Here is a 23,503-nt window from a genome sequence, read left to right on the forward strand (position 1 = left end):
CTGGGCAGCTTTCACTCAGGCCCGCGTCCCGCTTTGGCCCTTTCCTCTGAACGCTGAGTCCGCGCCAACGCCCGGATGTGGGACAATACCCGCCACTTTTAGCCATACCCGAATCGAACACACCCATGAACGCCCCCCGCACACCCCGCCCTGCGCGCAAGAAGCCTGACTCTGCGCCCCCGGCCAAAGCCGTCGAACCGCGTGAAAAAGCCAGCCTGCACCCGCGTAATCGCCATCAGGGTCGTTACGACTTCCCGGCGCTGATCAAGACCACGCCGGAACTGGCGAAGTTCGTGATCATCAACCCGTACGGCAAGGAAAGCATCGACTTCGCCAGCCCGGACGCGGTTCGGGTGTTCAACCGGGCGCTGCTCAAGTCGTTCTATGGCATTGCTCACTGGGACATTCCGGCGGATTACCTCTGCCCACCGGTTCCGGGGCGTGCCGACTACGTGCACTTCCTGGCCGACCTGCTGGCCAGTGTGAATGACGGTGAAATCCCTCGCGGCGCGCCGGTCAAAGTGCTGGATATCGGCATGGGTGCCAACTGCGTCTATCCGTTGATCGGCTACAGCGACTACCGTTGGCACTTCCTCGGCTCGGAAATCGACCCGACGGCCGTCGCCGCCGCCAAAGCCATCGTGCAGTCCAACGGGCTGAACAAAGTCATCCAGTTGCGCCAGCAAAGCAATCCCAAGCACATTCTGCTGGGCCTGCTCGAACCCGGCGAACGCTTCGACCTGACCATGTGCAACCCGCCGTTCCACGCTTCGATGGACGAAGCGACCAAGGGCAGCGAACGCAAATGGCGCGCGCTGGGCCGCGCCGACCCGAAACGTAAACTGCCGGTACTGAACTTTGGCGGGCAATCGGCGGAATTGTGGTGCGAAGGCGGCGAAGCGCGTTTTGTGGCGCAACTGATCGCCGAGAGCGCGCACTTTCAACACAAAGTGCTCTGGTTCAGCACCCTGGTCTCGAAAGCGTCGAACCTGCCTGCGATCCAGACGGCGCTGAAAAAAGCCGGCGTGCTGGAAAGCCAGGTCGTGGAAATGTCCCAGGGGCAGAAGCAAAGCCGCTTCGTCGCCTGGACCTTCCAGACCAAATCCGAACAGCAGGTCTGGCGCGAGCGCTGGGCGCGCAAAAGCTGAGTAACTGACCGACGGAGATCAACTGTGGGAGCGAGCCTGCTCGCGAAAGCGGCGTATCAGTCACATCAATGTTGGCTGACACACCGTTTTCGCGAGCAGGCTCGCTCCCACAGTTGGTTTAACGGTGTTGGCGAGCAATCGCTGAATTGCAGACACAAAAAAGCCGTGCCCGGATCACTCCGGAGCACGGCTTTTTTTACTGCGTCTTACTTGTTAACAGCGTCAGTCAGGCCTTTGGCCACAACCAGCTTGATAACTTTCTTGGCAGCGATTTCGATGGCAGCGCCAGTCGAAGGGTTACGGCCAGTACGGGCTGGACGCTCAGTCACTTTCAGTTTGCCGATACCTGGCAGAGTGATTTCGCCGCCGTTTTCCAGCTGATCGGCAACGATTTGGCCCAGTTGGTCCAGAGCGTTACGCGCGGTGGTTTTTGGCGCGTCGATAGCTTCAGCGATGTCGGCGATCAGTTGGTCTTTAGTAAGAGCCATGTAGTGTTCCTTCCCTATCAAATTCATATGGATTGCAGAGTGCAGTGTCAGCCATCGAGCCCGATCTTCTAGATCTGGCACCCTCGGCCAATAACCACGGGATCGGGGTTATAGATACCGAAATCAGGGTTTGGTTCGACCTGACAAATGCTGAATGCACGCTTAACGCAGTGACTTCGCGTAAGACCGGGCAAAACTAGCACAGAGACGGGGAAATATCCGCCTCTAGCTACCCATTTGGTCAGCTTTATTGCTCTAAAACTATAAAAAACTGCATAAGCGCCGTCCCGCGACCCGAAATTGCCCTTCCCTCCCCTGTAGGAGCTGCCGAAGGCGGCGATCTTTTGATCTTGTCTTTTAAAGATCACCGCCTTCGGCAGCTCCTACGGGGGACGCGCTACGGCGTGATTACACGGTACACTTGGCACTTTTTCGGGGAGCACGCCCTCCTCCCTTCAATCAGCCGAGAAGCCCATGCCGATCCGTCATTGCATCGTCCACCTGATCGACAAAAAACCCGACGGCACACCTGCAGTTCTCCACGCTCGCGACTCTGAACTTGCCGAGTCGAGCGCCATCGAGAACATGCTCGCCGACCTCAACGAGAGCTACAACGCCAAACAAGGCAAGGCCTGGGGCTTTTTCCATGCCGAGTCCGGGGCGCATCCGTTCAGCGGCTGGCTGAAGGAATACCTCGATGGCGGCAAGGATTTCACGGCGTTCAGCCGCGTGGCGGTGGAACACCTGCAAAAACTGATGGAGGAATCGAACCTCTCTGTGGGCGGCCACGTGCTGTTTGCGCATTATCAGCAGGGCATGACCGATTACCTGGCGATCGCCCTGCTGCACCACAGTGAAGGCGTTGCAGTGACCGAACAGCTGGACGTGACCCCGTCCCGACACCTGGACCTGGGCCAGTTGCACCTCGCGGCGCGGATCAACGTCTCCGAGTGGCAGAACAACAAGCAGTCCAAGCAGTACATCTCGTTCATCAAAGGCAAGAACGGCAAAAAAGTTTCGGAGTATTTCCGCGACTTCATTGGCTGCCAGGAAGGCGTCGACGGCCCAGGAGAAACCCGCACCCTGCTCAAAGCCTTCAGCGACTTCGTCGAAAGTGAAGACCTGCCGGAAGAGTCCGCCCGGGAGAAAACCAAGACCCTGGTGGATTACGCCAGCAGTCAGGCAAAAATGGGCGAGCCCATGGGCTTGGCAGAGCTCTCGGAGCTGATCGACGAAGAACGCCCGAAAGCCTTCTACGATCACATCCGCAACAAGGATTACGGCCTGTCGCCAGAGATCCCGGCGGATAAACGCACCCTGAACCAGTTCCGCCGCTTCACCGGTCGCGCCGAAGGCCTGTCGATCAGCTTCGAAGCGCACCTGCTGGGCTCGAAGATCGAATACGACGAAGAGGCTGGCACGCTGATCATCAAAGGCCTGCCGACCCAGTTGACCGACCAGCTCAAGCGGCGCAACTGATGCTCGGCGGCATATTAAAGAAATTCCTGCTAATCCTGCTGGTGGTTGTGGTTTACCAGAACTGGGGCAAGATCGAGCGGGTGTTTAACCCGTCACTGGTGGTGTCCGAACAGACCCAGGCCAAGGCCAACGTCGTGCTCTACGCCACCGAATGGTGTGGCTACTGCAAACTGACCCGACGCTTTCTCGACCAGAAAGGCATTCCGTACAAGGAATTCGACATCGAGAAAGATGCCGAGGCGCGCAAGGCCTATGAGGCGCTGGGTGGCGGCGGGATTCCGATCATCGATGTGAACGGGACGTTGATTCGCGGGTACGACCCGGACCAGATACTTGCGGCGCTGAAATAACGGTGGGAGCCTGCTCGCGGTGACGGCGGCACATCCAGCATCGATGTGACTGACACACCGCTATCGCGAGCAGGCTCGCTCCCACCGTTGTACGTCAGTGTTTTTCGATACGAAACCCGAACCGCGGAAAGTGCACATGCACCACGCCGCCACGCTCGTCTTCACGACGCAGAATCAATTCTTCACGGCCCGCAAACAGCAACTCACCGGCCACCGGGTCAACACCATAGTCGGTAGCCGCAATCACCACTTGCTGACCCGCCTCGAACCCATTCGGCTCGTCGAACTGCTCATCCGACAACGCGGCCGGCGTCGCATTGCGCGCCACCTCCAGCGCCTCCTCGGACGTCATCTCGCTGGACGCGCCATGACCGAAGCCCATCACCCGCCCCAACCACGCAGAAACCGCCGGATAAGCATCGACCAACGGTGCGGTCACCGGCGTAGCCTTGAGGAACCACATCGGATGGGCCAGGGCAAAGTCGGCAATCGATGGCTCGCCAAACAGGAAATCGCCCTGCTCGCGCTGAAGCTGCTGCTCCAGACGCGCCATGATGGTTGGCCATTGATGCCGGGCTTGCTCGGCGGACAACTTGGTAGCGCTACCACCGCTAAAGAGTCCGGCGCGATCAGCGATGAACGCCTTGATCGCTTCCGGCGGCATATTGCCGAAGCGTACAGCGATAGATTCCGGCTGAAACACCAGGCTGACCGCATGCTGGAACACCACCGAATCAGCCCACGCAGCGAAAGTCGCAGCGATCATTTCCTGACCTTCCGGGAAGAACGCCGGCAGCGCTTTTTCCTGCTCCAGACGACGGGCGATCAGTGCGGTGTCGCAATAAATATCAGCACCGATTTGCAGCACCGGGGTCTTGCGATAGCCGCCGGTCAGCGCGGTCAGATCGGGTTTCGGCATCACCGGCGAGATCTTCACCGAGCGCCAGGACAGCCCCTTGAAGCCCAGCAGCAAGCGGGCCTTTTCGGCGAAAAGGGACGTCGGGTAATGATGAAGAATCAACTCTGACATGCTCGGCTCCGCCGCACGGATAAGGAATCCGCAGCTTAGCGCGCAATCCGCAAGCATCCCACCCATCTGCCTGATGAGGACTTATCAGTCAGATTGATAAGCCCGCCGCAAAGGTCGCTACCAGACATTCCTTGGCGCTTTTCTTGAGTTTTTTGATCAGCCGTTCCTGACGCAGCGCGTCGCTTCTGTCGCGGCAGACTTCGGTGTAGACCAGTGCCACGGCCGGACTGGAGAGGAAAAAGCGTGCGCCCTTGCCGCTCTGGTGAGTGGCGAAGCGGCGGACGGGATCGTCGCTGATCCCGCAGTAGAGCGAACCATTGGCCGCGCGAACGAGGTAGACGAACCACGGTTTGCTGACGGGTGTCGGTTCGGCGGCAATAACGGAGGATTCGCTCGGGGAGCTCATGTGACGATCAAGGCTTGAAAGGAAACGAGCCGCGATCTTATCAGCGACTGGCCTGGAATGCCTTCAGACCCTTCAACGCTTGAGCGCGAACGGCGTTTCTCACCGCGGGTGTCCAGCCCAACAGCAGCCCTTTGAAACCCAGCGCCTGTCGGGACCAGGTCCACATATCGAAGCTGTCGTGATGCTCGCAGATCTTGCCGTCGCGAAACACGAAACGCGCCTGAATGTCGTTGACCACGGTGTTGCCGGTCTGGCTGAACAGGTACGTCGCCACCCAATGCGCGCCGCCGGTGCGCTCATCGCTGCGCACGTTATCGAATGTCAGGGAAAAATCCTTGGCTCGCGTGGTGAGCATCCGCCACATGTCGCCGGCATCACGACCGCGCAGTTCGCCGAACGCCGGGTCACTGAACACCACGTCGTCGGTGTAGCAGGCGCTCATGGCCTCGGCATCCAGCCGCTGGAAAGCTTGGTAGAACTGGGTGATCAAGGCGTTGTGGGCGTCACTCATGGGCAGGCTCCGAATGTTCGTAAGATTGCCTGCACGATAGTCTGCAAATTCGCGAAACACTATCGGCATTCGTGAGCCGAATACCGTGACTGCCCAAGCCCAATGAGAACCTAATGCACCATGCCGCTCTCACGGGCGTAGGCAAAGAGTTCCACATCCGTGGATAAACCGAGCCTGTGCATGGCCATGTTTTTCTGTTTGCTGATGGTCGAGACGCTGCGGTTGAAGAGACCGGCGATTTCACTGACGGTCATACCGCTGGCGAGCATTCTCACGACTTCGTGCTCCTTGGCTGACAGTGAAGGGGGCTGCGACTGAACATCGATGTCGGCTTGAGCCAGTAATGTGCGCAAGGACTCACTGATAAAACGCCGCCCTTCGCCCACTTTTTTGATTGCCTGGGGCAACTCCGTCGCGGAGGCGCCTTTAGCGACGATCGCCATAACGCCATGGGCGAGCGCTGCGCGCAATGTGGCGACGTTGGCAAACATCGTCACCAGGATGACAGGCATCGTCGGATAATGGCGCCGAACCGTGCTCAGCATCTGCAGACCATCGTTCTGCTGCCCTCCCGGCATGGAGAAGTCAGTCACCAACAAATCACAGGGAATGTTTGCCAGCAGGGTCATCAGACTGTCCGTACCGTCGGCTTCACCCACCACCACACACGCCCTGCTGACATCTATCAACATCCGCAACCCGATACGAACGACCGCATGATCGTCAGCAATGATTACCCGCATTGTCGGATATCTCCTACTCGATGAATGGAGTGCGGGAAATTAACGCTGTCCTCTTGCTCAATACAACGCCTTCTCCGAGCCTCGATATCCCTTCGTCCAACGTCTACGGGCCCAAAAAATTAACCGACAAAACAAAGAGATTTTCCCTACATTTTTTTTCCATGTAGCCCACGCCAAAAGATCACAAATCGTACGTCGAAAGACTACATGCATCACGTCGTAGAACAGCGGACGACGCCTCAAAAGAACGGATTCCGCAGCCTGTAACACCCTTACATACACCGGCTTAGCCGTTTTCGTATTAGTTGCATTTAACCTGACTAACCCCGCCGATAGATTGCGTCCTGTCCGCAACGGGCACTTTTCAGCAATCCTGCTTTCAAGGAAGAGCCAACACATGAACAAGTATTTTTGCCTTCTGACGGCTGCGTTGCTGCTGACTCGCGCATCGTCGGCGTTCGCAGCGTCCGAAACAGACTTGACCGTTACCGGCATCATCACTCCGGCTGCCTGTGAACCGAATCTCGCCAATGGTGGCATCGTCGATTACGGGAAAAAATTCGCGAAGGACCTGAATGAGACCAGCCACACCCGACTCGAAGACAGGACCATTCAACTCACCGTGAACTGCAATGCAGCAGCACAGTTTGCGATCAGTCTCCGTGACAACCGACCGAACACAGCGAGCCTGATTGGCGGCGTGCAGAATTTTGGTCTGGGTTTGATCAACGGCAATGAGCGACTGGGCGACTACTACCTGGTTTTCAAAAATCCGGTCGCCGATGTCGCAGTGAAAGCGCTGTGGTCGCTTAACAAGGGTGAAACCTGGAGGGTTTATTCGGAAGACGATCCGATTCCGCGGATCGTTTGGCTTGCATTTGGCAACGATACCGGTGGAGTCATGACACCTGACTACCTTCAAACCGTTACGGTGGACATTGTGGTCTCAACCTTAATTGCACCTGCCAACCGACTGACGCTGATCGACGAAGTGAAAATGGATGGTTCTGCCACTCTCCAGATCGAATACCTGTAACCGTCCATCATTTGACAGGCATCGCTGGATACTTCGCATTCCCCGTGCGCCCCTTTGAAACTCCCCGTCAAGGACAAGAATCCTCTTCGCGCGACCAATGCCAGAACTCTGGCTGGCGCATACAACACTAAAAAAGCCCCTGCACCATGGATTACTCAGTCCATCGAAAACTCAGGGCAATGACCAACAACCCTCCCTCAAGGAAGAGCCAAAACATGAACAAACGTCTATCCCTTCTGACTGCCGCGTTGCTGCTGGCTGGCACATCGTCGGCGGTCGCAGCGTCCGAAACAGACCTGACCGTTACCGGCACCATCACTCCAGCTGCCTGTGAACCGATTCTCGCCAATGGTGGTGTAATCGACTTCGGAAAAATCCGGGTGAAAGATCTGAAAGAGACGACTCACACCCGAATTGGGAATGAAATCATTCAACTCACCGTGAACTGCAACGCATCCGCGCTGTTTGCGATCAGTAGCCGCGACAACCGTGAAGGCTCAGCGAGCACAACGGGGGCTAATTACTTCGGTTTGGGCAAGATCAACGGCAATGAGAAGTTGGGTCGATACCAGATGTCTATCAAAAACCCGGTCGCCGATGTCCCGGTGGGCGTGCTGTTTTCCGATAACGAAGGGGTCTCTTGGCGTCCGCTTCATGAGTTCTTCGCGAAGAATCTGAATGACTGGATCGGGTTTGGCGACCTGACCGGCAGTGTTTTCAAACCTGACTTCGTTCGGCACGTCTCAGTGGACATTACGATCTACACCGACATCGCGCCCACCAACAGCCTGACCCTGATCGACGAAGTAAAACTCGACGGCTCTGCCACCCTGCAGATCGAGTACCTGTAACCCGACGTAGGTACCGGGGAACAAGCGACTGCTCTGAATGAGGGACGGGAATGCGCGGAAAACAACGCCGCCCTGTTCCTCTCACAACACCCTTTGCGGCCGAGCACCCACCACGCGAACGACTACAGACAGAGGGTCACTTCGGAAGAAAGCGGACCGGAGCCCGCAACACCTTTTCATACACCAAGCTATCCGCTTTCGTATTAGTTGCATTTCATCTGGCGACCCCGATCGATAGATTGCCCCTTGTCCGCACAGGACAACTCTCAGCAATCGATTTCAAGGAAGATTCAACAATGAAAAAACATCTATCCCTCCTGACCGCTGCCTTGCTACTGACCGGAGCATCGTCGGCGTTCGCTGCGTCCAGTACCGACTTGACCGTTAAAGGCATCATTACTCCGGTGGCCTGCACACCCAGCCTGTCCGGTGGCGGTATCGTCGATTTTGGAAAAATTTCCGCGAAAGACTTGAACCCAACCAATGAAACCAAGCTTGTCGATCATATGGTTCAACTTACGGTGAAATGCGATGCATCAACGGTGTTTGCAATTCAGCCCGTCGATAACCGGGCAGGTTCATCCAGTCATGGAAACACTGCCTACGGCCTGGGCTTGATCAACGGAACCCAGAAACTCGGCCGGTATTACTTGTCGTTCTTGAACCCGGTCTCGGCTATCGCCTCGTCAGTGCTGACGACGGACGACGATGGAACCACCTGGTTCGACCTTGATGACTCTGCTGCAGTGCCGGAAAAAATGGTCGCGTTTGGCAACCGCACTGGCGGAGTCTGGGCGCCCCACCCTCTTACGGATGTTGTAGTGGACATTGCACTCAATACCGCCATTGCACGTACTGACAGCCTGACACTGACTGACGAAGTGCAAATCGATGGGTCGGCTACCCTCGAAGTGGTGTATCTGTAACTCGGTCCAACCGCTGGGCAACGCCTGACAGAGCGCGTTGCCCGCTCACCATCCTGCTCAGAGGGTGAAGATTTCGCCGCTTCCAAAGTGGAACTGAGTAGCACGGTGCATTGACGTCCAGTCACTGCTTTCACCTTTTTCGAATCACTCAACGAGACACGTCATGACGATGTTTTTAACTTGCAGGCACCTCCTGCATTGCGGCATTGGTGCACTCGCGATCCTGCTGACTGCGCAAGCCAAGGCTGACGGCATGGTCCCGAACACCTCGGTGGTCATCGTCAACGAGGCCGACGGTGAAGCGTCCGTTTCAGTGACCAACACCGATACCACCTTGGCGTTGATGCACGTCACCGTCGAAAACATTCCTGAGGACACCGAATCCCTGGTGTTCGTGACGCCACCCCTGGCACGCGTCGAAGCCTCGAAAACCCAATTGGTGCGCTTCATACTTCAGTCGGAAAAACCCCTGCTCACCCAGCGATTGAAACGGGTGATCTTTGAAGGCATCCCCCAAGGCAAACCCGCCGCCGAACTCGGGCATGCTCGTGTAGGCGTAACAGTGCGGCAGAACCTGCCGTTGATTCTTCACCCCAAGGGCCTGGCGCCCAATCGCACGCCATGGACTGACCTGCAATGGTCGCTGCAGGACGGCCAACTGATCGTACGCAACGACACCCCCTACGTGGTGCGGCTAGGCCAGGAAGTGCAGTTATTGCCTTCTGCGGGCAACGCAATGTTGCCGAAAACCTACGTGCTGCCCGGAGAGCACATCCGCATTACCGTGCCTGAAGGAGCCGCCACGCAAGTGCGCTTCCAACCGGCCACGGTCTACGGTTTCGCGGTGCCGCACTATGAGGCGCCCATCAAATCCTGAAACCACAACACCTGGTGCCCCCAAAGGAACCGTGAGTGCCAAAGTTTCAAGGTGACGGCGCTTTAGCCGTTGCCACGCGCGTGTCTGAGGCCACAGCGAAATCGGCCAGCACGCAGGCATCAACCAAGTGAACCCCATGAACACAGTATTGATTTACCGTGAAGGCGAAGCCGTGCCCGTTATTCGGGCCACCGTTCGCCCTCACCTGTTGTGGTGGCAGGCGCCGATGGCGTTGCTGCTAACCAATGCGTTGATGATGCTCGACGCCCACGGTGATGTTTCGTTACCGACGTCGTTCGATCAAAACACGTTGTTACAGCGAGGTATCGATCCGGCGTTGGCAACGTCGTTGATGCACGCGCCGCGATTCACCGCCGGGAGGCACCCGGTCACTCTCACGGTCAATGGCCAACGCCATGGTCGGGTCGACGTCACGTTCAATGACGAAGGCGCGTTGTGTTTCGATCGCGCCCTGCTCGATGCGGCCAACCTGACGGTGCCCGCTCGCCTGCTGGACGATGGCCGGTGCCACGACTTCCTCGGTACCTCGCCGCAGACCGTCATCGAACCTGATCCCGCGAGCCTTGCCGTGTCATTGATCGTGCCCACCGACGCGATACGCCCCACTGCCCGGGATTTTTCCGGCTATCAAACGGGCGGCATCGCCGGTTTGCTCAATTACGACGTCACCGGTCTGCACAGTCGTTCTGGCGATCAAACGAGTCGTTATGCATCGGCGAACACAGAGTTCGGTTTTAACGCCGGTGACTGGATCGTGCGCAGTCGCCAAGTGCAGACCTGGCAGGACGACGTGTCCCGCACAACGCATATCGCCGCCTACGCCCAACGCACTTTCGCCAGTCACGAAGCGGTGCTGCAGGCGGGTCAGATCAATTTGTACAACCCGGTGCTGGCGGGTGCGCAGATCAACGGCGTGCAAGTGCTGAATGAGGAAGCACTGCAGGGCGAAGGACAAAGCGCGGTCATTGAAGGTATCGCCAACAGTCAGGCGCAGGTCGAGGTTCGGCAAAATGGTTCGTTGATCCATTCCACGGTGGTGCCCGCCGGTCCATTCGCGCTCACCAACGTACGCCGACTCAACACCCGCTCCGACGTGGAAGTCACCATCAAGGAAGCCGATGGCAGCGAGCGCAGCTTTACCGTGCCTGCCGCGATGCTCGGCATCGGTTTGCCGGCGCCCGGTTATTCGCTGGCGGCCGGCCTGATGCGCAGTACAGGCGATGAACAGGGCAACGATCCCTGGGTGATCAGTGGCGGCTGGAGCGGCGCACTGCACCCGCAAGTCCTGCTCAGTGCAGGCCTGACCGGTGCCGCCGACTATCGTGCGGCGGGCGCCAGTGTGGGCCTGCTGCCTACGCCCGAAACACAGGTTCAAGCTACGCTGACAGGCGCTGACGCCAGTGGCAAAAAAGCCAGCCATGGACTTCAGGCTGACCTGAACGTATCGCATCGTTTGAGCGAACAGTGGTCGCTCAATGCAGGAAGCTCCTACCGAACTCTGGGCTACCGTGAACTGGAAGACGCGGTGTTCGAGGGTACCTCCGACAGCAGCAAATCCCGTTACCGCGACCGGCAAAGTGCCGGCCTGTCCTGGTCGCATCCTTGGCTGGGCGCCTTCAGCAGCGGTTTCAGCCGATCAAGCTCATTCGACAGCCAAAGCAGCAGTCGCGCCCTCGCGTCCTGGGGCACCAGCATCGGCGGCGTATCCGTCTCCGCGACAGCCGAATGGCAAGTCAGCGGCGCGAACCGCAGCGATGACAGCGTTTACCTGAATCTCAGTATTCCTTTGGGTGAGCACCGACGGGCAAGAACCTGGGTGCGCAGCTCCGCTGGCGAATACCGCAGCGGTGCGGGCGTCAGTGGACAGGTCAACGATCAACTGGCTTACCGGGTCGGCGTTGAGCACGACACGCGCGACAAGCAAGTGCAGTCCTCCGCCGGTGTTTCGTTACTACCGCGCTATAGCCAACTGGACCTGAACTACACCCGCTCCGATGCCGAACGTTCCAGCTATCAGGCCAGCGCCCGCGGAGGTGCCGTCCTGCACCGCGGCGGCTTGACGCTTTCGCCCTATCCGGTACGCGACACCTTTGCCCTGGTCTCGGTGGGAGAGATGAGTGCCATCAAAGTCACGACCCCCAGCGGTCCGGTCTGGACCGACTGGCAAGGTCAAGCCGTCGTCCCCCAAGTCAGCGCTTATGGCCGCAGCCCCGTGGAAGTCGATACCAAAACCCTGCCGCGTAACGCCGACATCACCAACGGGATGGCGGTGATTTTGGCCGGTCGCGGTGCGGTCGACAACGTCGAGTTCGGCATCACGATGACCCGTCGCGCCTTGCTCAAAGTCACCACCGCCAACGGCGCGCCATTGCCCCGCGGCGCGAGCGTGAACACCGGGGATGGCGAGTTCGTCACTCTGGTGCAGGACGGCGGCCTGGTGTTTCTGCCCAATGTTCTCGATCCCCGCGCGCTGTGGATAACCGCGCCGGGACTGGACCGTTGCCAACTGCGTTTCGAACTGCCGGCCAACGCCGACACCGAGGCGTACTACGAGACCGCCCCCGCCCAGTGCCGAGCCCCCTGAGGATGATTTCATGAACCTGTCGCGCTATTTACTTTTGACACTCGCCCCGCTGACGCTGAGTGGCTTCACACCACCGGCCTGGGCAAACGACTGCCAGCTCAACGTCAGCCAAGCGGTGCTCGACTACGGGCTGATGAACCGGGCGATACGCCATGACACGATGCCCGAACGCAACCTGGGCGAGCGCCGTGTGAGCCTGAACCTGCGTTGTTCGCAGACCGTCGACATGACCCTGTTCTATCGGGCCATGGCCGCGACCGCCGAGCGCTATCACTTTGCCGAGCGCGGCAGCTACCAAACGCGCATTGGCGACGCCGTACTCGACGGTCAATCGGTCGACCTGGCACTGATTGCCGGTGTCGGCCAGCCGCCCGCAGCAATCGGTTCGAGCCTGATCTGGCGACCTGAGCACGGCATCGTTCCGGTTCGGGCCGGCGTGCCGGTGCAGGGCCAGGTTTTCTCGGTGCAGCTCGAGCTGACGGCCAGGGTTGAGGAACAAGGGATGCGTATGCGCGACTCGGTCACTTGGGAGACCTCCGGCCTGTTCGACGCAGTCTCTGCGGGCCGCACCCGGGAAATCACCTTGCGAGCCAGCTTTGCGCCAGCCGCATGCGTCCCCCTGCTATCCAACGCGGGCGTGGTCGACTTCGGCACGTTGTCCAGAAAAGACCTGAATGCCGACAAGAGCACCCGACTCCCGCCCAGGACCCTCACGTTGCGAGTCGGCTGCGATGCACCGTCCCATTTCGCCCTGATCATGCAGGACAGCCGCAAAGGCACAGCGGCGGTCAACAGTGAGATTTACTACGGTCTGAATGTCGATAACCGCAGCAACAAGATTGGTCTTTATTCGCTGAACGTCGACCCGGCCAATGCCACTGCCGACGGTTTCGCCCGTCTGTATCGCACCGACTCCACCACCGGCGGCGCGGCCTGGAGCACGGCCAGTTCAAGCCCGATACCCGTTGGCCAAAAAAGCTACCTGGGCTTTACCGACAGCGCCGGCAGCACCGCAGGCCCGGTTGCGATCCAGAACCTCAACACATCTGTGACGGTCGAGGCCGTCATTGCCCCCATGAACAGCCTGGATTTGAGCACGACCATCGACCTCGATGGCTCGGGGACGATCGAGATTATTTACCTGTAGCACCCAAACCATCCTGTTGTACTCGCGGTGCCCTCAAGCGCCTTGGGCCAACCAGGAAAACAACCATAAAAGTGAGTAAATAATAATGAAAATGTACTTTGCAGCACTCGCAACCACTGCGCTGGTCTGTGTCGCGCCTTATGCCCTTGCAGCATCGTCCGTTGACTTGACTGTCAAAGGGATCATCACTCCAGATGCTTGTACACCGAGCTTGTCCAACGGAGGAAAAATCGACATAGGAAAAATTTCGGCAAAGGACCTCGACCCAGTACGCAGTACCGAAGTGGGTCGGCATCCGATGCAATTAATCGTGGCCTGTAATGCACCGATTTTGTTCGCACTCAACCAAATCGACAATAAATCCGGTACCACTTCGGCTAGCGGCAGGTTCGGTCTGGGGTTAACCAGCGCTGGCGAAAAGCTGGGGTTCTTTTTTGCCCAAATCCAAAACACTCTGGCAGATGCTCAGGTGGCTCAGGCAATCGACTCAGAAGACAACGGGGCAACTTGGGAAAAAACAAATTTCATGGGTGCCGATTACCTCCTGTCTGTAGGCTCCACCGCAGATAACAGCACTCCTATTGCCGTGAAAGACCTCACGATGGACCTGGCGATCTTCACTTATATCGCCCGCGCCGACAGCCTGACCCTGACTGACGAAGTCACTATGGATGGCTCTGCGACATTTGAAATGAAGTACCTGTAACGCCCCGCACTAAACCGCTCGCCACCTCGGCATGCGGTTCAGTGTCTGAAGTCACCACCCGAACAAGCCCATAGAGCAAGTCACGAGTATCAGACTTTTTCGCTTTCCACCTGCACGTACAACGAACGCCCAGCCCCCAGACCGGCGAGGATCGCGCCGAGGCCGATGACGCCGAAGATCCAGCCCAGGGCCGTCCAGCCGCCGGTCCAGTCATGCACGATACCGACTGCGAACGGCCCCATGGATGCCAGGGTGTAACCGAACCCTTGGGCCATGCTCGACAGGTTTGCAGCCACATGAGCATCCCGCGAGCGCAGCACGATCAGGGTCAACGCCAGGCTGAACGTGGCGCCCTGCCCCAGACCGAGCAGAATCGCCCAGCCCCACAGGCCTTCGATCGGTGCATAAAGGCAGCCAAACAAACCACCGAGGGTCAGCGCCATGACGATCACAATTGCCAGGCGCTGATCCTTGCCGCGAGTCGCCAGCCACGGTGCCGCCAATGAACTGGCCAACTGAACGATCACCGAGCCCGACAGTACAAGGCCGGCCTGGGTCGGCGTCAGGCCGCGACCGATCAGGATCGATGGCAACCAGCCAAACACGATGTACGCCAGGGACGATTGCAGCCCCATATACAAGGTCACTTGCCAGGCCAACGGGTCACGCAACAGTCCGCGAACCCGGTAGGCGACGTGATGCGCGCCGTGTTTCTGACCGACTTGCGGCAACCAGAAAATCGCCGCGACCACTGCCGGAACCACCCAGAAACCGAGGCCCAACGCCCAGCTCTTGTCGAAGTGTTGACTCAACGGCACGGTCGCGCCCGCCGCCATGGCCGCGCCCAGACACAGGGCCATGGTGTAGACGCCGGTCATGGTGCCGGCCTGTTTCGGGAAGTCGCGTTTGACGATGCCTGGCAGCAATACGCCGATCACACCGATGCTCGCGCCGGCCAGCACGCTGCCGGCGAACAGGCCGATCTCGCCGAACGAACTGCGCAGAATGATCCCGCCGGCCAGCATCAGCAAAATCCCCAGCACCACCCGCTCGGCGCCGAAACGACGCGCCAGCACGGGCGCCAACGGCGCAAACAAACCGAGGCAGAGTACCGGCAACGTCGTCAGCAAACCGGCCTGCGCCGCCGACAAACCGAGGGTTTTCGAGACTTCGCTGAGCATTGGCGCCATGCTCGAAAGCGCTGGCCGCAAGTTCAGCGCCACCAGAATCAGGCCCAGCAACAACAGCCATGGACGGCGCAGGATCGGGTGACTTTGCTGGACCGCTTCGTCATCGGCCTCGGCATCGATCAGCAGTTCTTCGAGCTCCGCCGTGCGCTTGGCTTCAGTGATGTGCCTGTTGCTGCTGGACATGGCGGTCTCGGTTTCAAGGTTCATTGATCAACTGCCTCGACAAGGCTTTGGCCCGTTCCGGGTCGCGTTGCTCGACGGCATCGAGCAGTTCGATATGAAGGTCGAAGACCTCTTGGCGTCGGGGCGTGACGCTCAAGGTCCGGCGCAATTGTGCGCCGATAACGCTGGAGAAATAGCGATACAACTCGCTGAGGGTCGGGTTGTGCGCGGCGTCCACCAGGCGACGGTGAAACACCAGGTCGCAGGCGATGTAACTGTCGAGATCTCCGTGGTAGTGACTGCCACTGACACCCAACGCCTCGCGCAATGCCACCAGGTCTTCATCGGTACGGCGCAACGCGGCCAGGCCGATGGCCTCTACTTCCAGAATGTGCCGAGTCTCCCGGGCCTGCTCATGGGAGCAGCGGGACAGCGCCTTCATGGTGTCCAGCGGGTCGATCACTGCCCGCAGGTAGCTGCCGTCACCCTGCCGGATCTCGATCAATCCGGAAAACGCCAGCACCCGCATGGCTTCACGCACGGTGTTGCGGCTGATGCCCAGCTCAGCGGACAGCTCGGGCTCGGTGGGCAGGCGCTGGCCGACGGTCCAGACACCTTCGGTGATACGCAGGCGCAACTGGTCCAGGGCCTGATCGACCAAGGAACGTTTAATGAGTGGAGACATTTCTGACATGGGATTCGCCCTTTCATCCAATCATAGGATGAATTTTATGACATGTTAGTCAGCTTCGGTAGAAAGGACAACCACACAGGATTAGAGGGAGACAAATGGACTGATCGCTGTGGGAGCGAGCCTGCTCGCGAAAGCGGTGTGTCAGTCGACATCATCTGTGAATGTCGCACCGCATTCGCGAGCAGGCTCGCTCCCACAGGAATTCGGGCAAAAATAAACCCGGAACATGTCCGGGCTTATGTCAATGCCTGTGCAGGATCAATGCAGGATCTGGCTCAGGAACAGCTTGGTGCGGTCGTTCTGCGGATTATCGAAGAAGTCGTTCGGCGCTGCCTGTTCGACGATTTCGCCCTTGTCCATGAAGATCACGCGGTTGGCCACGGTGCGGGCGAAGCCCATTTCGTGGGTTACGCAGAGCATGGTCATGCCGTCTTCGGCCAGGCCGATCATGGTGTCCAGAACCTCTTTCACCATCTCGGGGTCGAGTGCCGAAGTCGGTTCGTCGAACAGCATGATTTTCGGTTTCATGCACAGGGCACGGGCAATCGCCACACGCTGTTGCTGACCGCCGGACAGTTGCCCCGGGAATTTATGCGCCTGCTCCGGAATGCGTACGCGCTCCAGGTAGTGCATGGCAATTTCTTCGGCCTTGCGCTTGGGCATCTTGCGTACCCACATCGGCGCCAGCGTGCAGTTCTGCAGGATGGTCAGGTGCGGGAACAGGTTGAAGTGCTGGAACACCATGCCGACTTCACGGCGGATCGCTTCGATCTGCTTGAGGTCGTTGGTCAGCTCCACGCCATCGACCACGATGCGGCCCTGCTGGTGTTCTTCCAGACGGTTGAGGCAACGGATGGTGGTGGATTTGCCGGAACCCGACGGGCCGCACAGGACGATACGCTCGCCCTGCTTGACGTTCAGGTTGATGTCTTTCAACACGTGGAACTGGCCGTACCACTTGTTCACGCCCTGCATCTGAATAATGCCTTCAGGGCTCACAGGCTGTTTGATCGCTTCACTCATGACAAAACTCCTAACGCTTGTGGCCAGTGTCCAGCTTACGTTCCAAATGCATGGAGTAGCGGGACATACCAAAACAGAAAATCCAGAACACCAGGGCCGCGAACACATAGCCTTCAGTGGCCATGCCCAACCATTTCGGGTCGGCGGCGGCTTGCTTGACGCTGTTGAGCAGGTCGAACAGGCCGATGATGATCACCAGGCTCGTGTCCTTGAACAGCGCAATGAAGGTGTTGACGATGCCAGGGATCACCAGCTTCAGGGCTTGCGGCAGAATCACCAGGCCCATGCTGCGCCAGTAACCGAGGCCCATCGCTGCGGCCGCTTCGTACTGACCTTTGGGAATCGCTTGCAGACCGCCACGCACCACTTCGGCCACGTAGGCCGACTGGAACAGGATCACGCCGATCAGCGCCCGCAGCAGCTTGTCGAAGTTCATGCCTTCCGGCAGGAACAACGGCAGCATCACCGAGGACATGAACAGCACCGTGATCAACGGCACGCCGCGCCAGAATTCGATGAAGGTCACGCAGACCACACGAATCGCCGGCATGTTCGAACGACGGCCCAATGCCAGGACAATCCCCAGCGGCAACGCACCGGCAATACCGACGGTGGCGATCACCAGGGTCAGCATCAGGCCGCCCCATTGGCTGGTCGCCACGGCGCTCAGGCCGAACACGCCGCCGTGCAGCAGGCACCAGGCAACAATCGGATACACCACCAGAAAGCTCAGCCCGTACACCGCTTTACGCGGGAAGCGCGAGATGAACAACGGTGCCACGCCGATGACCGCCAGCCACACGGTCAGGTCAACGCGCCAGCGCAAGTCCACCGGGTAGTAGCCGTACATGAACTGGCCGAAGCGCTGCTGGATGAACACCCAGCAGGCGCCCTCCTTGGTGCAGTCGGCCTGGCTGGTCCCGACCCAGTTGGCATCGAGGATCGCCCACTGCAGGATCGGCGGGACCACCAGGTAAATCAGATAGAACGCGAACAAGGTCAGCAGGGTGTTGAGCCAGCTGGAGAACATGTTGGCGCGCATCCACGCCACGACACCGATGCTACGGTTCGGTGGCGGCATGTCAGGTTTGAAAGTATGAGTACTCATGCGCTTTTCCTTACCGCTCGATCAGCGCAATGCGCTTGTTGTACCAGTTCATCAGCAGGGAAATGCTGATACTGATCGCCAGGTACACGCTCATGGTGATGGCAATCACCTCGATCGCCTGCCCGGTCTGGTTCAGCACCGTACCGGCAAACAACGAGACCATTTCCGGATAACCGATACCGGCCGCCAGCGAGGAGTTCTTCGCCAGGTTCAGGTATTGGCTGGTCAGCGGTGGAATGATCACGCGCAGGGCCTGCGGGATGATCACCTTGCGCAGGGTCGGACCGTTACGCAGACCCAGCGAGTGCGCCGCTTCGGTCTGGCCGTGGCTGACCGACTTGATGCCCGAACGCACGATCTCGGCGATGAACGCCGCGGTGTACACCGTCAGGGCCAGGGTCAGCGCCAGCAGTTCCGGGATCAACACCCAGCCACCGACAAAGTTGAAGCCCTTGAGCTCCGGCATTTCCCAGTGCACCGGCGCGCCAAAGATCAATGCGCACAGCGCAGGGATCACCAGAAACAGCGCCAGGCCGACCCAGAATTTGTGGAACGGCACACCGGTCGCTTCGAAGCGTTTGGTGGCCCAGCGGCTCATTATCACAATGGCGACAATGGCCACGACAACGCTCACCACAAATGGCCAGAAACCGTCCGCCGCCAACGCTGCGGGCATGTTCAGGCCACGGCTGCTGACGAAGAAAGTGTCGCCGAAGTTATGACTGTTGCGCGGCCCCGGCATGGTCAGGAACACCGCGAAGTACCAGAACAGGATTTGCAGCAGCGGTGGGATGTTACGGAAGACTTCCACGTACACAGTGGCCAGCTTGGCGATGATCCAGTTCTTCGACAGTCGTGACACGCCAACGATGAACCCGAGGATCGTCGCCAGGATCACGCCAATGAAGGTCACCAGCAGCGTGTTGAGCAGGCCGATGACAAACACTCGGGCATAGCTGTCCGATTCTGTGTAGTCGATCAGGTGTTGAGCGATACCGAAACCGGCACTGCGCTCCAGAAAGCTGAAACCGGAGGTAATGCCCCGGTGCTGAAGGTTGGTCTGCGTGTTATCGAACAGATACCAGCCCATCGAGACCACCGCCACAATGGTGATGATCTGAAATAGCCACGCACGCACTTTTGGATCGCTGAGGCTGAGCCTCTGCTTTGGTGCGCCGATTGAATTTTGCATGAAGTGCCCCAGAAATAATGGAACAGAACATCACCCGGCGGTTGGCCCACCGGGTGATAGAACCATCAGCGCACTGGTGGTGCGTATTGAATGCCGCCGTTGTTCCACAGAGCGTTCAGCCCGCGGTCAATGGCCAGTGGAGTGCTCTTGCCGAGGTTTTTCTCGAACACTTCACCGTAGTTACCCACTTGCTTGACGATCTGAACGACCCAGTCTTTCTTCACTTTCAGGTCTTTGCCGTATTCACCGTCAGCGCCCAGCAGACGAGCGACGTCCGGGTTCTTGGTGGCTTTGGCTTCAGCTTCAACGTTTTTCTGGGTGATGCCCATTTCTTCAGCGTTGACCATGGCGAACAGGGTCCACTTCACAATGCTGAACCACTCTTCGTCGCCTTTACGCACGACCGGGCCCAGAGGCTCCTTGGAGATGGTTTCCGGCAGAACGACGTAGTCGGTCGGCGTCGCCAGCTTGCTGCGTTGTGCGTAGAGCTGGGATTTGTCGGAGGTCAGCACGTCGCAACGACCGGATTCCAGCGACTTGGCGCTTTCATCGGAAGTGTCGAAGGTGATCGGGGTGTATTTCAGACCGTTGCCACGGAAGTAGTCGGAAACGTTCAGCTCAGTGGTGGTACCGGCTTGAATGCAGATGGTGGCGCCGTCGAGCTCTTTAGCGCTCTTCACGCCCAGCTTGTTGTTCACCAGGAAGCCGATGCCGTCGTAGTAAGTCACGCCGGCAAACACCAGGCCCATGCCCGAATCGCGGGAGCTGGTCCAGGTGGTGTTACGCGACAGCACGTCGATTTCGCCGGACTGCAGCGCGGTGAAGCGCTCTTTGGCGTTCAACTGGCTGAATTTGACCTTGGTCGCGTCGCCGAAAACGGCAGCGGCCACAGCACGGCAGACGTCAGCATCGATACCGATGATCTTGCCGGTAGAGTCCGGAACCGAGAAGCCCGGCAGACCGTCACTCACGCCGCACTGTACGAAACCTTTCTTCTGCACTGCATCCAGGGTTGCACCCGCCTGAGCGAACCCACTGACACCGAGCACTGCGGCTGCAGTCACGATGGCCAGGGTGGATTTCAACATCTTCATTCAAACCTCCAGTTTTGCTCTTGTTGTGTCGGAGCTTAAGTCCTGTCGCACCCTTATGAGGCGTTGTTGACCCGTGTTGGCTTTTTTTGGGGTCAACCGACGTAAGACCTGCGCTATGAGTCTAGTAGGAGAAAATCCACATCATGGACAACTCACTTCTCACCAATCGGCCGAACGGGCTGTAGCCCTTTCACGTTCGCGAAGCCCGTAGCGGCCACTGGCGAACATCCATCACCGGATTCTTTGCTATCCCACAGTCAGCGGTACACTGATAGTGTTACCGCCAGGCGCGAGATGGGTTGTACCGTTTCCCCATAGCAAAGCCCGTACCAGACCGCTCGCTAAAGCGATTCAGCGACAGGTCAATAGCAAAACTTGCAGCCTTGCGACATCTTCTTAACTGATCAACCAGGCGCGCACTCGGATCTCGCACTTAATGAGAGCGCGCGCACAAAAATGGAGCACCCATGACCGAGCCCTTGATTCTCCAACCCGTCAAGCCCGCAGACGCCTGCGTTATCTGGCTGCACGGCCTGGGCGCCGACCGCTACGACTTCCTGCCGGTGGCCGAAGCCCTGCAGGAAACCCTGCTGACCACCCGCTTCGTTCTGCCTCAGGCACCGACCTGCGCCGTCACCATTAATGGTGGCTACGAGATGCCAAGCTGGTACGACATATTGGCCATGAGCCCCGCCCGCGCGATCAACCGCGAGCAGCTGGAAGAGTCGGCACAAAGAGTCGTTAATTTGATCGAAGTGCAGCGAGCCATCGGAATAGACGCCTCGCGGATTTTCCTGGCAGGTTTTTCCCAAGGTGGCGCCGTGGTGTTACACACCGCATTTCTGAAATGGCAGGGGCCGCTGGGTGGCGTACTTGCCCTCTCCACTTACGCACCGACCTTTAGTGATGAACTCGAACTTTCCGCCAGCCAGCAGCGCATTCCCGTGCTGTCTTTACACGGTCAGTACGATGACGTGGTGCAAAACGCCATGGGCCGGACCGCCTACGAGTATTTAAAGCAGCATGGTGTCACCGTGACATGGCAGGAATACCCAATGGGCCACGAAGTGTTACCCGAAGAAATTCGCGACATCGGCGTCTGGCTCGCCGAGCGCCTGCGCTAAAAGCTCCCCATTGATCCGTCCCACTACGCCGCGCCTGATTCTTGCATTACACTGGCCGGCACTTAACCTATTGATGAGATGACCGTGCTCAAAGCACTCAAGAAAATGTTCGGTAAAAGCGAGACTGAGCAGCTCGCGCCAGTCTCCAGCGCTCCGTCTCGCACCCCCAGCCACCGCACCGACGGTAATCAGTCTGGCCGGACCGCAACCGTAGCGGCACCGAAGCACGAGCCGATGACCACACCGGCCACCCCATCTGCCCCGGCCATTGCCCCGGAACAGCCGCGCAGCGAAGCCGCAAAACCGGCAAAACCGCGCCGCGAACCCAAGCCAAAAGCACCGGTCATTCCCTGGAAGCTCGAAGACTTCGCCGTCGAACCCCAGGAAGGCAAAACCCGATTCCACGATTTCAAGCTCGCCCCCGAACTGATGCATGCCATCCAGGACCTGGGCTTCCCGTATTGCACGCCGATCCAGGCACAGGTGTTGGGCTTCACCCTCGCGGGCAAAGACGCCATCGGTCGCGCCCAGACCGGCACCGGCAAAACCGCTGCATTCCTGATTTCGATCATCACCCAACTGCTGCAAACCCCGCCGCCGAAAGAGCGTTACATGGGTGAGCCGCGGGCGCTGATCATCGCGCCGACCCGGGAACTGGTGGTGCAGATCGCCAAGGACGCGGCCGACCTGACCAAGTACACCGGCCTCAACGTCATGACGTTCGTTGGCGGCATGGACTTCGACAAGCAGCTCAAACACCTCGAAGCCCGTCATTGCGACATCCTCGTGGCCACGCCGGGCCGCTTGCTGGACTTCAACCAGCGCGGCGACGTGCACCTGGACATGGTCGAAGTCATGGTCCTGGACGAAGCCGACCGGATGCTCGACATGGGCTTCATCCCACAAGTGCGTCAGATCATTCGCCAGACGCCGCCGAAGAACGAACGTCAGACGCTGCTGTTCTCCGCGACCTTCACCGAAGACGTGATGAACCTCGCCAAGCAATGGACCACCGACCCGTCGATCGTCGAGATCGAGTCGCAGAACGTGGCCAGCGAAAACGTCGAGCAACACATCTACGCGGTGGCCGGCGCCGACAAATACAAACTGCTCTACAACCTGGTCAACGACAACGGTTGGGAGCGGGTCATGGTGTTTGCCAACCGCAAGGACGAAGTGCGGCGCATCGAAGAGCGCCTGGTGCGTGATGGCGTCAACGCCGCGCAACTGTCGGGCGATGTGCCGCAGCACAAGCGCATCAAGACCCTGGAAGGTTTCCGCGAAGGCAAGATCCGCGTACTGGTCGCCACCGATGTTGCCGGTCGCGGCATCCACATCGACGGCATCAGCCACGTGATCAACTTCACCCTGCCGGAAGTCCCGGACGATTACGTGCACCGTATCGGTCGTACTGGCCGTGCCGGCGCCGATGGCGTGTCCATCAGTTTTGCCGGTGAAGATGACTCCTACCAGCTACCGTCCATCGAGGCGTTGCTGGGGCGCAAGATCAGCTGCGAAACACCACCGACGCATCTACTGCGGGCGGTTGAGCGCAAGCGCCCGTAACCCGGGCCTTACCGAAAGAAGCGCAGCCGGACACGGACTGCGCTTTT

Annotated in this window: 23 protein-coding genes; 12 read left to right on the plus strand and 11 right to left on the minus strand. The window is 58.9% G+C overall.

Annotation, left to right across the window (positions count from 1 at the left end):
• Nucleotides 1-125: 125 nt before the first annotated feature.
• Nucleotides 126-1,148 carry a 23S rRNA (adenine(1618)-N(6))-methyltransferase RlmF gene (gene rlmF, locus ACYZUD_RS17545; RefSeq protein WP_462019438.1) on the plus strand — a complete coding sequence of 341 codons (1,023 nt, stop codon included), beginning with the start codon at nucleotides 126-128 and terminating at the stop codon, nucleotides 1,146-1,148.
• A gap of 206 nt (nucleotides 1,149-1,354) precedes the next feature.
• Here the strand turns inward: rlmF and ACYZUD_RS17550 are convergent, their stop codons facing one another.
• Nucleotides 1,355-1,636: an HU family DNA-binding protein gene (locus ACYZUD_RS17550; protein ID WP_007905514.1), complete on the minus strand. Its 282-nt coding sequence runs from the start codon at nucleotides 1,634-1,636 to the stop codon at nucleotides 1,355-1,357.
• 474 nt (nucleotides 1,637-2,110) lie between these two features.
• On the opposite strand from ACYZUD_RS17550, the gene yejK reads away from it, so the two are divergent.
• Nucleotides 2,111-3,115 carry a nucleoid-associated protein YejK gene (yejK, locus tag ACYZUD_RS17555; protein ID WP_462019439.1) on the plus strand — a complete coding sequence of 335 codons (1,005 nt, stop codon included), beginning with the start codon at nucleotides 2,111-2,113 and terminating at the stop codon, nucleotides 3,113-3,115.
• Nucleotides 3,115-3,465: a glutaredoxin family protein gene (locus ACYZUD_RS17560; RefSeq protein WP_462019440.1), complete on the plus strand. Its 351-nt coding sequence runs from the start codon at nucleotides 3,115-3,117 to the stop codon at nucleotides 3,463-3,465. Before yejK ends, ACYZUD_RS17560 begins: the two co-directional genes overlap by 1 nt.
• Before the next feature lie 94 nt (nucleotides 3,466-3,559).
• On the opposite strand, the gene ACYZUD_RS17565 is transcribed toward ACYZUD_RS17560, so the two are convergent.
• The 4 genes from ACYZUD_RS17565 to ACYZUD_RS17580 form a co-directional block, all read right to left on the minus strand.
• Nucleotides 3,560-4,495 (minus strand): glutathione S-transferase family protein, encoded by a 936-nt coding sequence (locus ACYZUD_RS17565; protein WP_462019441.1) that lies wholly within the window; start codon nucleotides 4,493-4,495, stop codon nucleotides 3,560-3,562.
• A gap of 88 nt (nucleotides 4,496-4,583) precedes the next feature.
• On the minus strand, nucleotides 4,584-4,901 hold the full coding sequence (locus ACYZUD_RS17570; protein WP_462019442.1) for a GIY-YIG nuclease family protein: 318 nt from the start codon (nucleotides 4,899-4,901) through the stop codon (nucleotides 4,584-4,586).
• A gap of 40 nt (nucleotides 4,902-4,941) precedes the next feature.
• The gene (locus ACYZUD_RS17575; RefSeq protein ID WP_192406262.1) at nucleotides 4,942-5,412 is read right to left on the minus strand and encodes a nuclear transport factor 2 family protein; all 471 of its coding nucleotides are present in this window, start codon (nucleotides 5,410-5,412) and stop codon (nucleotides 4,942-4,944) included.
• A 110-nt stretch (nucleotides 5,413-5,522) separates the two neighbouring features.
• The gene (locus ACYZUD_RS17580) at nucleotides 5,523-6,155 is read right to left on the minus strand and encodes a response regulator (RefSeq protein ID WP_462019443.1); all 633 of its coding nucleotides are present in this window, start codon (nucleotides 6,153-6,155) and stop codon (nucleotides 5,523-5,525) included.
• Between the two features lie 397 nt (nucleotides 6,156-6,552).
• On the opposite strand from ACYZUD_RS17580, the gene ACYZUD_RS17585 reads away from it, so the two are divergent.
• The 7 genes from ACYZUD_RS17585 to ACYZUD_RS17615 all read left to right on the plus strand — a co-directional run bounded on the left by ACYZUD_RS17585 (nucleotide 6,553) and on the right by ACYZUD_RS17615 (nucleotide 14,303).
• Complete coding sequence (locus ACYZUD_RS17585; protein WP_462019444.1) at nucleotides 6,553-7,191, plus strand: DUF1120 domain-containing protein; 639 nt, start codon at nucleotides 6,553-6,555, stop codon at nucleotides 7,189-7,191.
• A gap of 215 nt (nucleotides 7,192-7,406) precedes the next feature.
• Nucleotides 7,407-8,042 (plus strand): DUF1120 domain-containing protein, encoded by a 636-nt coding sequence (locus ACYZUD_RS17590; protein ID WP_462019445.1) that lies wholly within the window; start codon nucleotides 7,407-7,409, stop codon nucleotides 8,040-8,042.
• Nucleotides 8,043-8,338: 296 nt separating this feature from the next.
• Nucleotides 8,339-8,968 (plus strand): DUF1120 domain-containing protein, encoded by a 630-nt coding sequence (locus ACYZUD_RS17595; protein ID WP_462019446.1) that lies wholly within the window; start codon nucleotides 8,339-8,341, stop codon nucleotides 8,966-8,968.
• 163 nt (nucleotides 8,969-9,131) lie between these two features.
• Nucleotides 9,132-9,845, plus strand: a complete 714-nt coding sequence (locus ACYZUD_RS17600; RefSeq protein ID WP_462019447.1) for a fimbria/pilus chaperone family protein — start codon at nucleotides 9,132-9,134, stop codon at nucleotides 9,843-9,845.
• Nucleotides 9,846-9,981: 136 nt separating this feature from the next.
• Nucleotides 9,982-12,450 carry a fimbria/pilus outer membrane usher protein gene (locus ACYZUD_RS17605; RefSeq protein ID WP_462019448.1) on the plus strand — a complete coding sequence of 823 codons (2,469 nt, stop codon included), beginning with the start codon at nucleotides 9,982-9,984 and terminating at the stop codon, nucleotides 12,448-12,450.
• A 10-nt stretch (nucleotides 12,451-12,460) separates the two neighbouring features.
• A complete protein-coding gene (locus tag ACYZUD_RS17610) occupies nucleotides 12,461-13,597 on the plus strand; it encodes a DUF1120 domain-containing protein (RefSeq protein ID WP_462019449.1) in 1,137 nt (378 codons plus the stop codon).
• An 85-nt stretch (nucleotides 13,598-13,682) separates the two neighbouring features.
• Nucleotides 13,683-14,303, plus strand: coding sequence for a DUF1120 domain-containing protein (locus tag ACYZUD_RS17615; protein ID WP_462019450.1), 621 nt, complete (start codon nucleotides 13,683-13,685; stop codon nucleotides 14,301-14,303).
• An 89-nt stretch (nucleotides 14,304-14,392) separates the two neighbouring features.
• On the opposite strand, the gene ACYZUD_RS17620 is transcribed toward ACYZUD_RS17615, so the two are convergent.
• The 6 genes from ACYZUD_RS17620 to ACYZUD_RS17645 all read right to left on the minus strand — a co-directional run bounded on the left by ACYZUD_RS17620 (nucleotide 14,393) and on the right by ACYZUD_RS17645 (nucleotide 20,766).
• Nucleotides 14,393-15,700: a CynX/NimT family MFS transporter gene (locus tag ACYZUD_RS17620; RefSeq protein ID WP_462019451.1), complete on the minus strand. Its 1,308-nt coding sequence runs from the start codon at nucleotides 15,698-15,700 to the stop codon at nucleotides 14,393-14,395.
• Complete coding sequence (locus ACYZUD_RS17625) at nucleotides 15,690-16,349, minus strand: FadR/GntR family transcriptional regulator (protein ID WP_462019452.1); 660 nt, start codon at nucleotides 16,347-16,349, stop codon at nucleotides 15,690-15,692. Before ACYZUD_RS17625 ends, ACYZUD_RS17620 begins: the two co-directional genes overlap by 11 nt.
• A gap of 258 nt (nucleotides 16,350-16,607) precedes the next feature.
• Entirely contained in the window at nucleotides 16,608-17,372 is a 765-nt protein-coding gene (locus ACYZUD_RS17630; protein WP_003171943.1) for an amino acid ABC transporter ATP-binding protein, read from the minus strand.
• A 10-nt stretch (nucleotides 17,373-17,382) separates the two neighbouring features.
• Nucleotides 17,383-18,480: an amino acid ABC transporter permease gene (locus ACYZUD_RS17635; RefSeq protein ID WP_462019453.1), complete on the minus strand. Its 1,098-nt coding sequence runs from the start codon at nucleotides 18,478-18,480 to the stop codon at nucleotides 17,383-17,385.
• A gap of 10 nt (nucleotides 18,481-18,490) precedes the next feature.
• Nucleotides 18,491-19,672 carry an amino acid ABC transporter permease gene (locus ACYZUD_RS17640; protein WP_462019454.1) on the minus strand — a complete coding sequence of 394 codons (1,182 nt, stop codon included), beginning with the start codon at nucleotides 19,670-19,672 and terminating at the stop codon, nucleotides 18,491-18,493.
• Between the two features lie 65 nt (nucleotides 19,673-19,737).
• Nucleotides 19,738-20,766, minus strand: a complete 1,029-nt coding sequence (locus ACYZUD_RS17645; protein ID WP_462008972.1) for an amino acid ABC transporter substrate-binding protein — start codon at nucleotides 20,764-20,766, stop codon at nucleotides 19,738-19,740.
• Nucleotides 20,767-21,233: 467 nt separating this feature from the next.
• On the opposite strand from ACYZUD_RS17645, the gene ACYZUD_RS17650 reads away from it, so the two are divergent.
• Together ACYZUD_RS17650 and rhlB are read left to right on the plus strand one after the other, a co-directional pair.
• Nucleotides 21,234-21,890, plus strand: coding sequence for an alpha/beta hydrolase (locus ACYZUD_RS17650; RefSeq protein WP_462019455.1), 657 nt, complete (start codon nucleotides 21,234-21,236; stop codon nucleotides 21,888-21,890).
• 78 nt (nucleotides 21,891-21,968) lie between these two features.
• Complete coding sequence (gene rhlB / locus ACYZUD_RS17655; RefSeq protein WP_462019456.1) at nucleotides 21,969-23,456, plus strand: ATP-dependent RNA helicase RhlB; 1,488 nt, start codon at nucleotides 21,969-21,971, stop codon at nucleotides 23,454-23,456.
• The last annotated feature ends 47 nt before the right edge of the window (nucleotides 23,457-23,503 follow it).

The organism is Pseudomonas sp. XS1P51 (assembly GCF_054897845.1).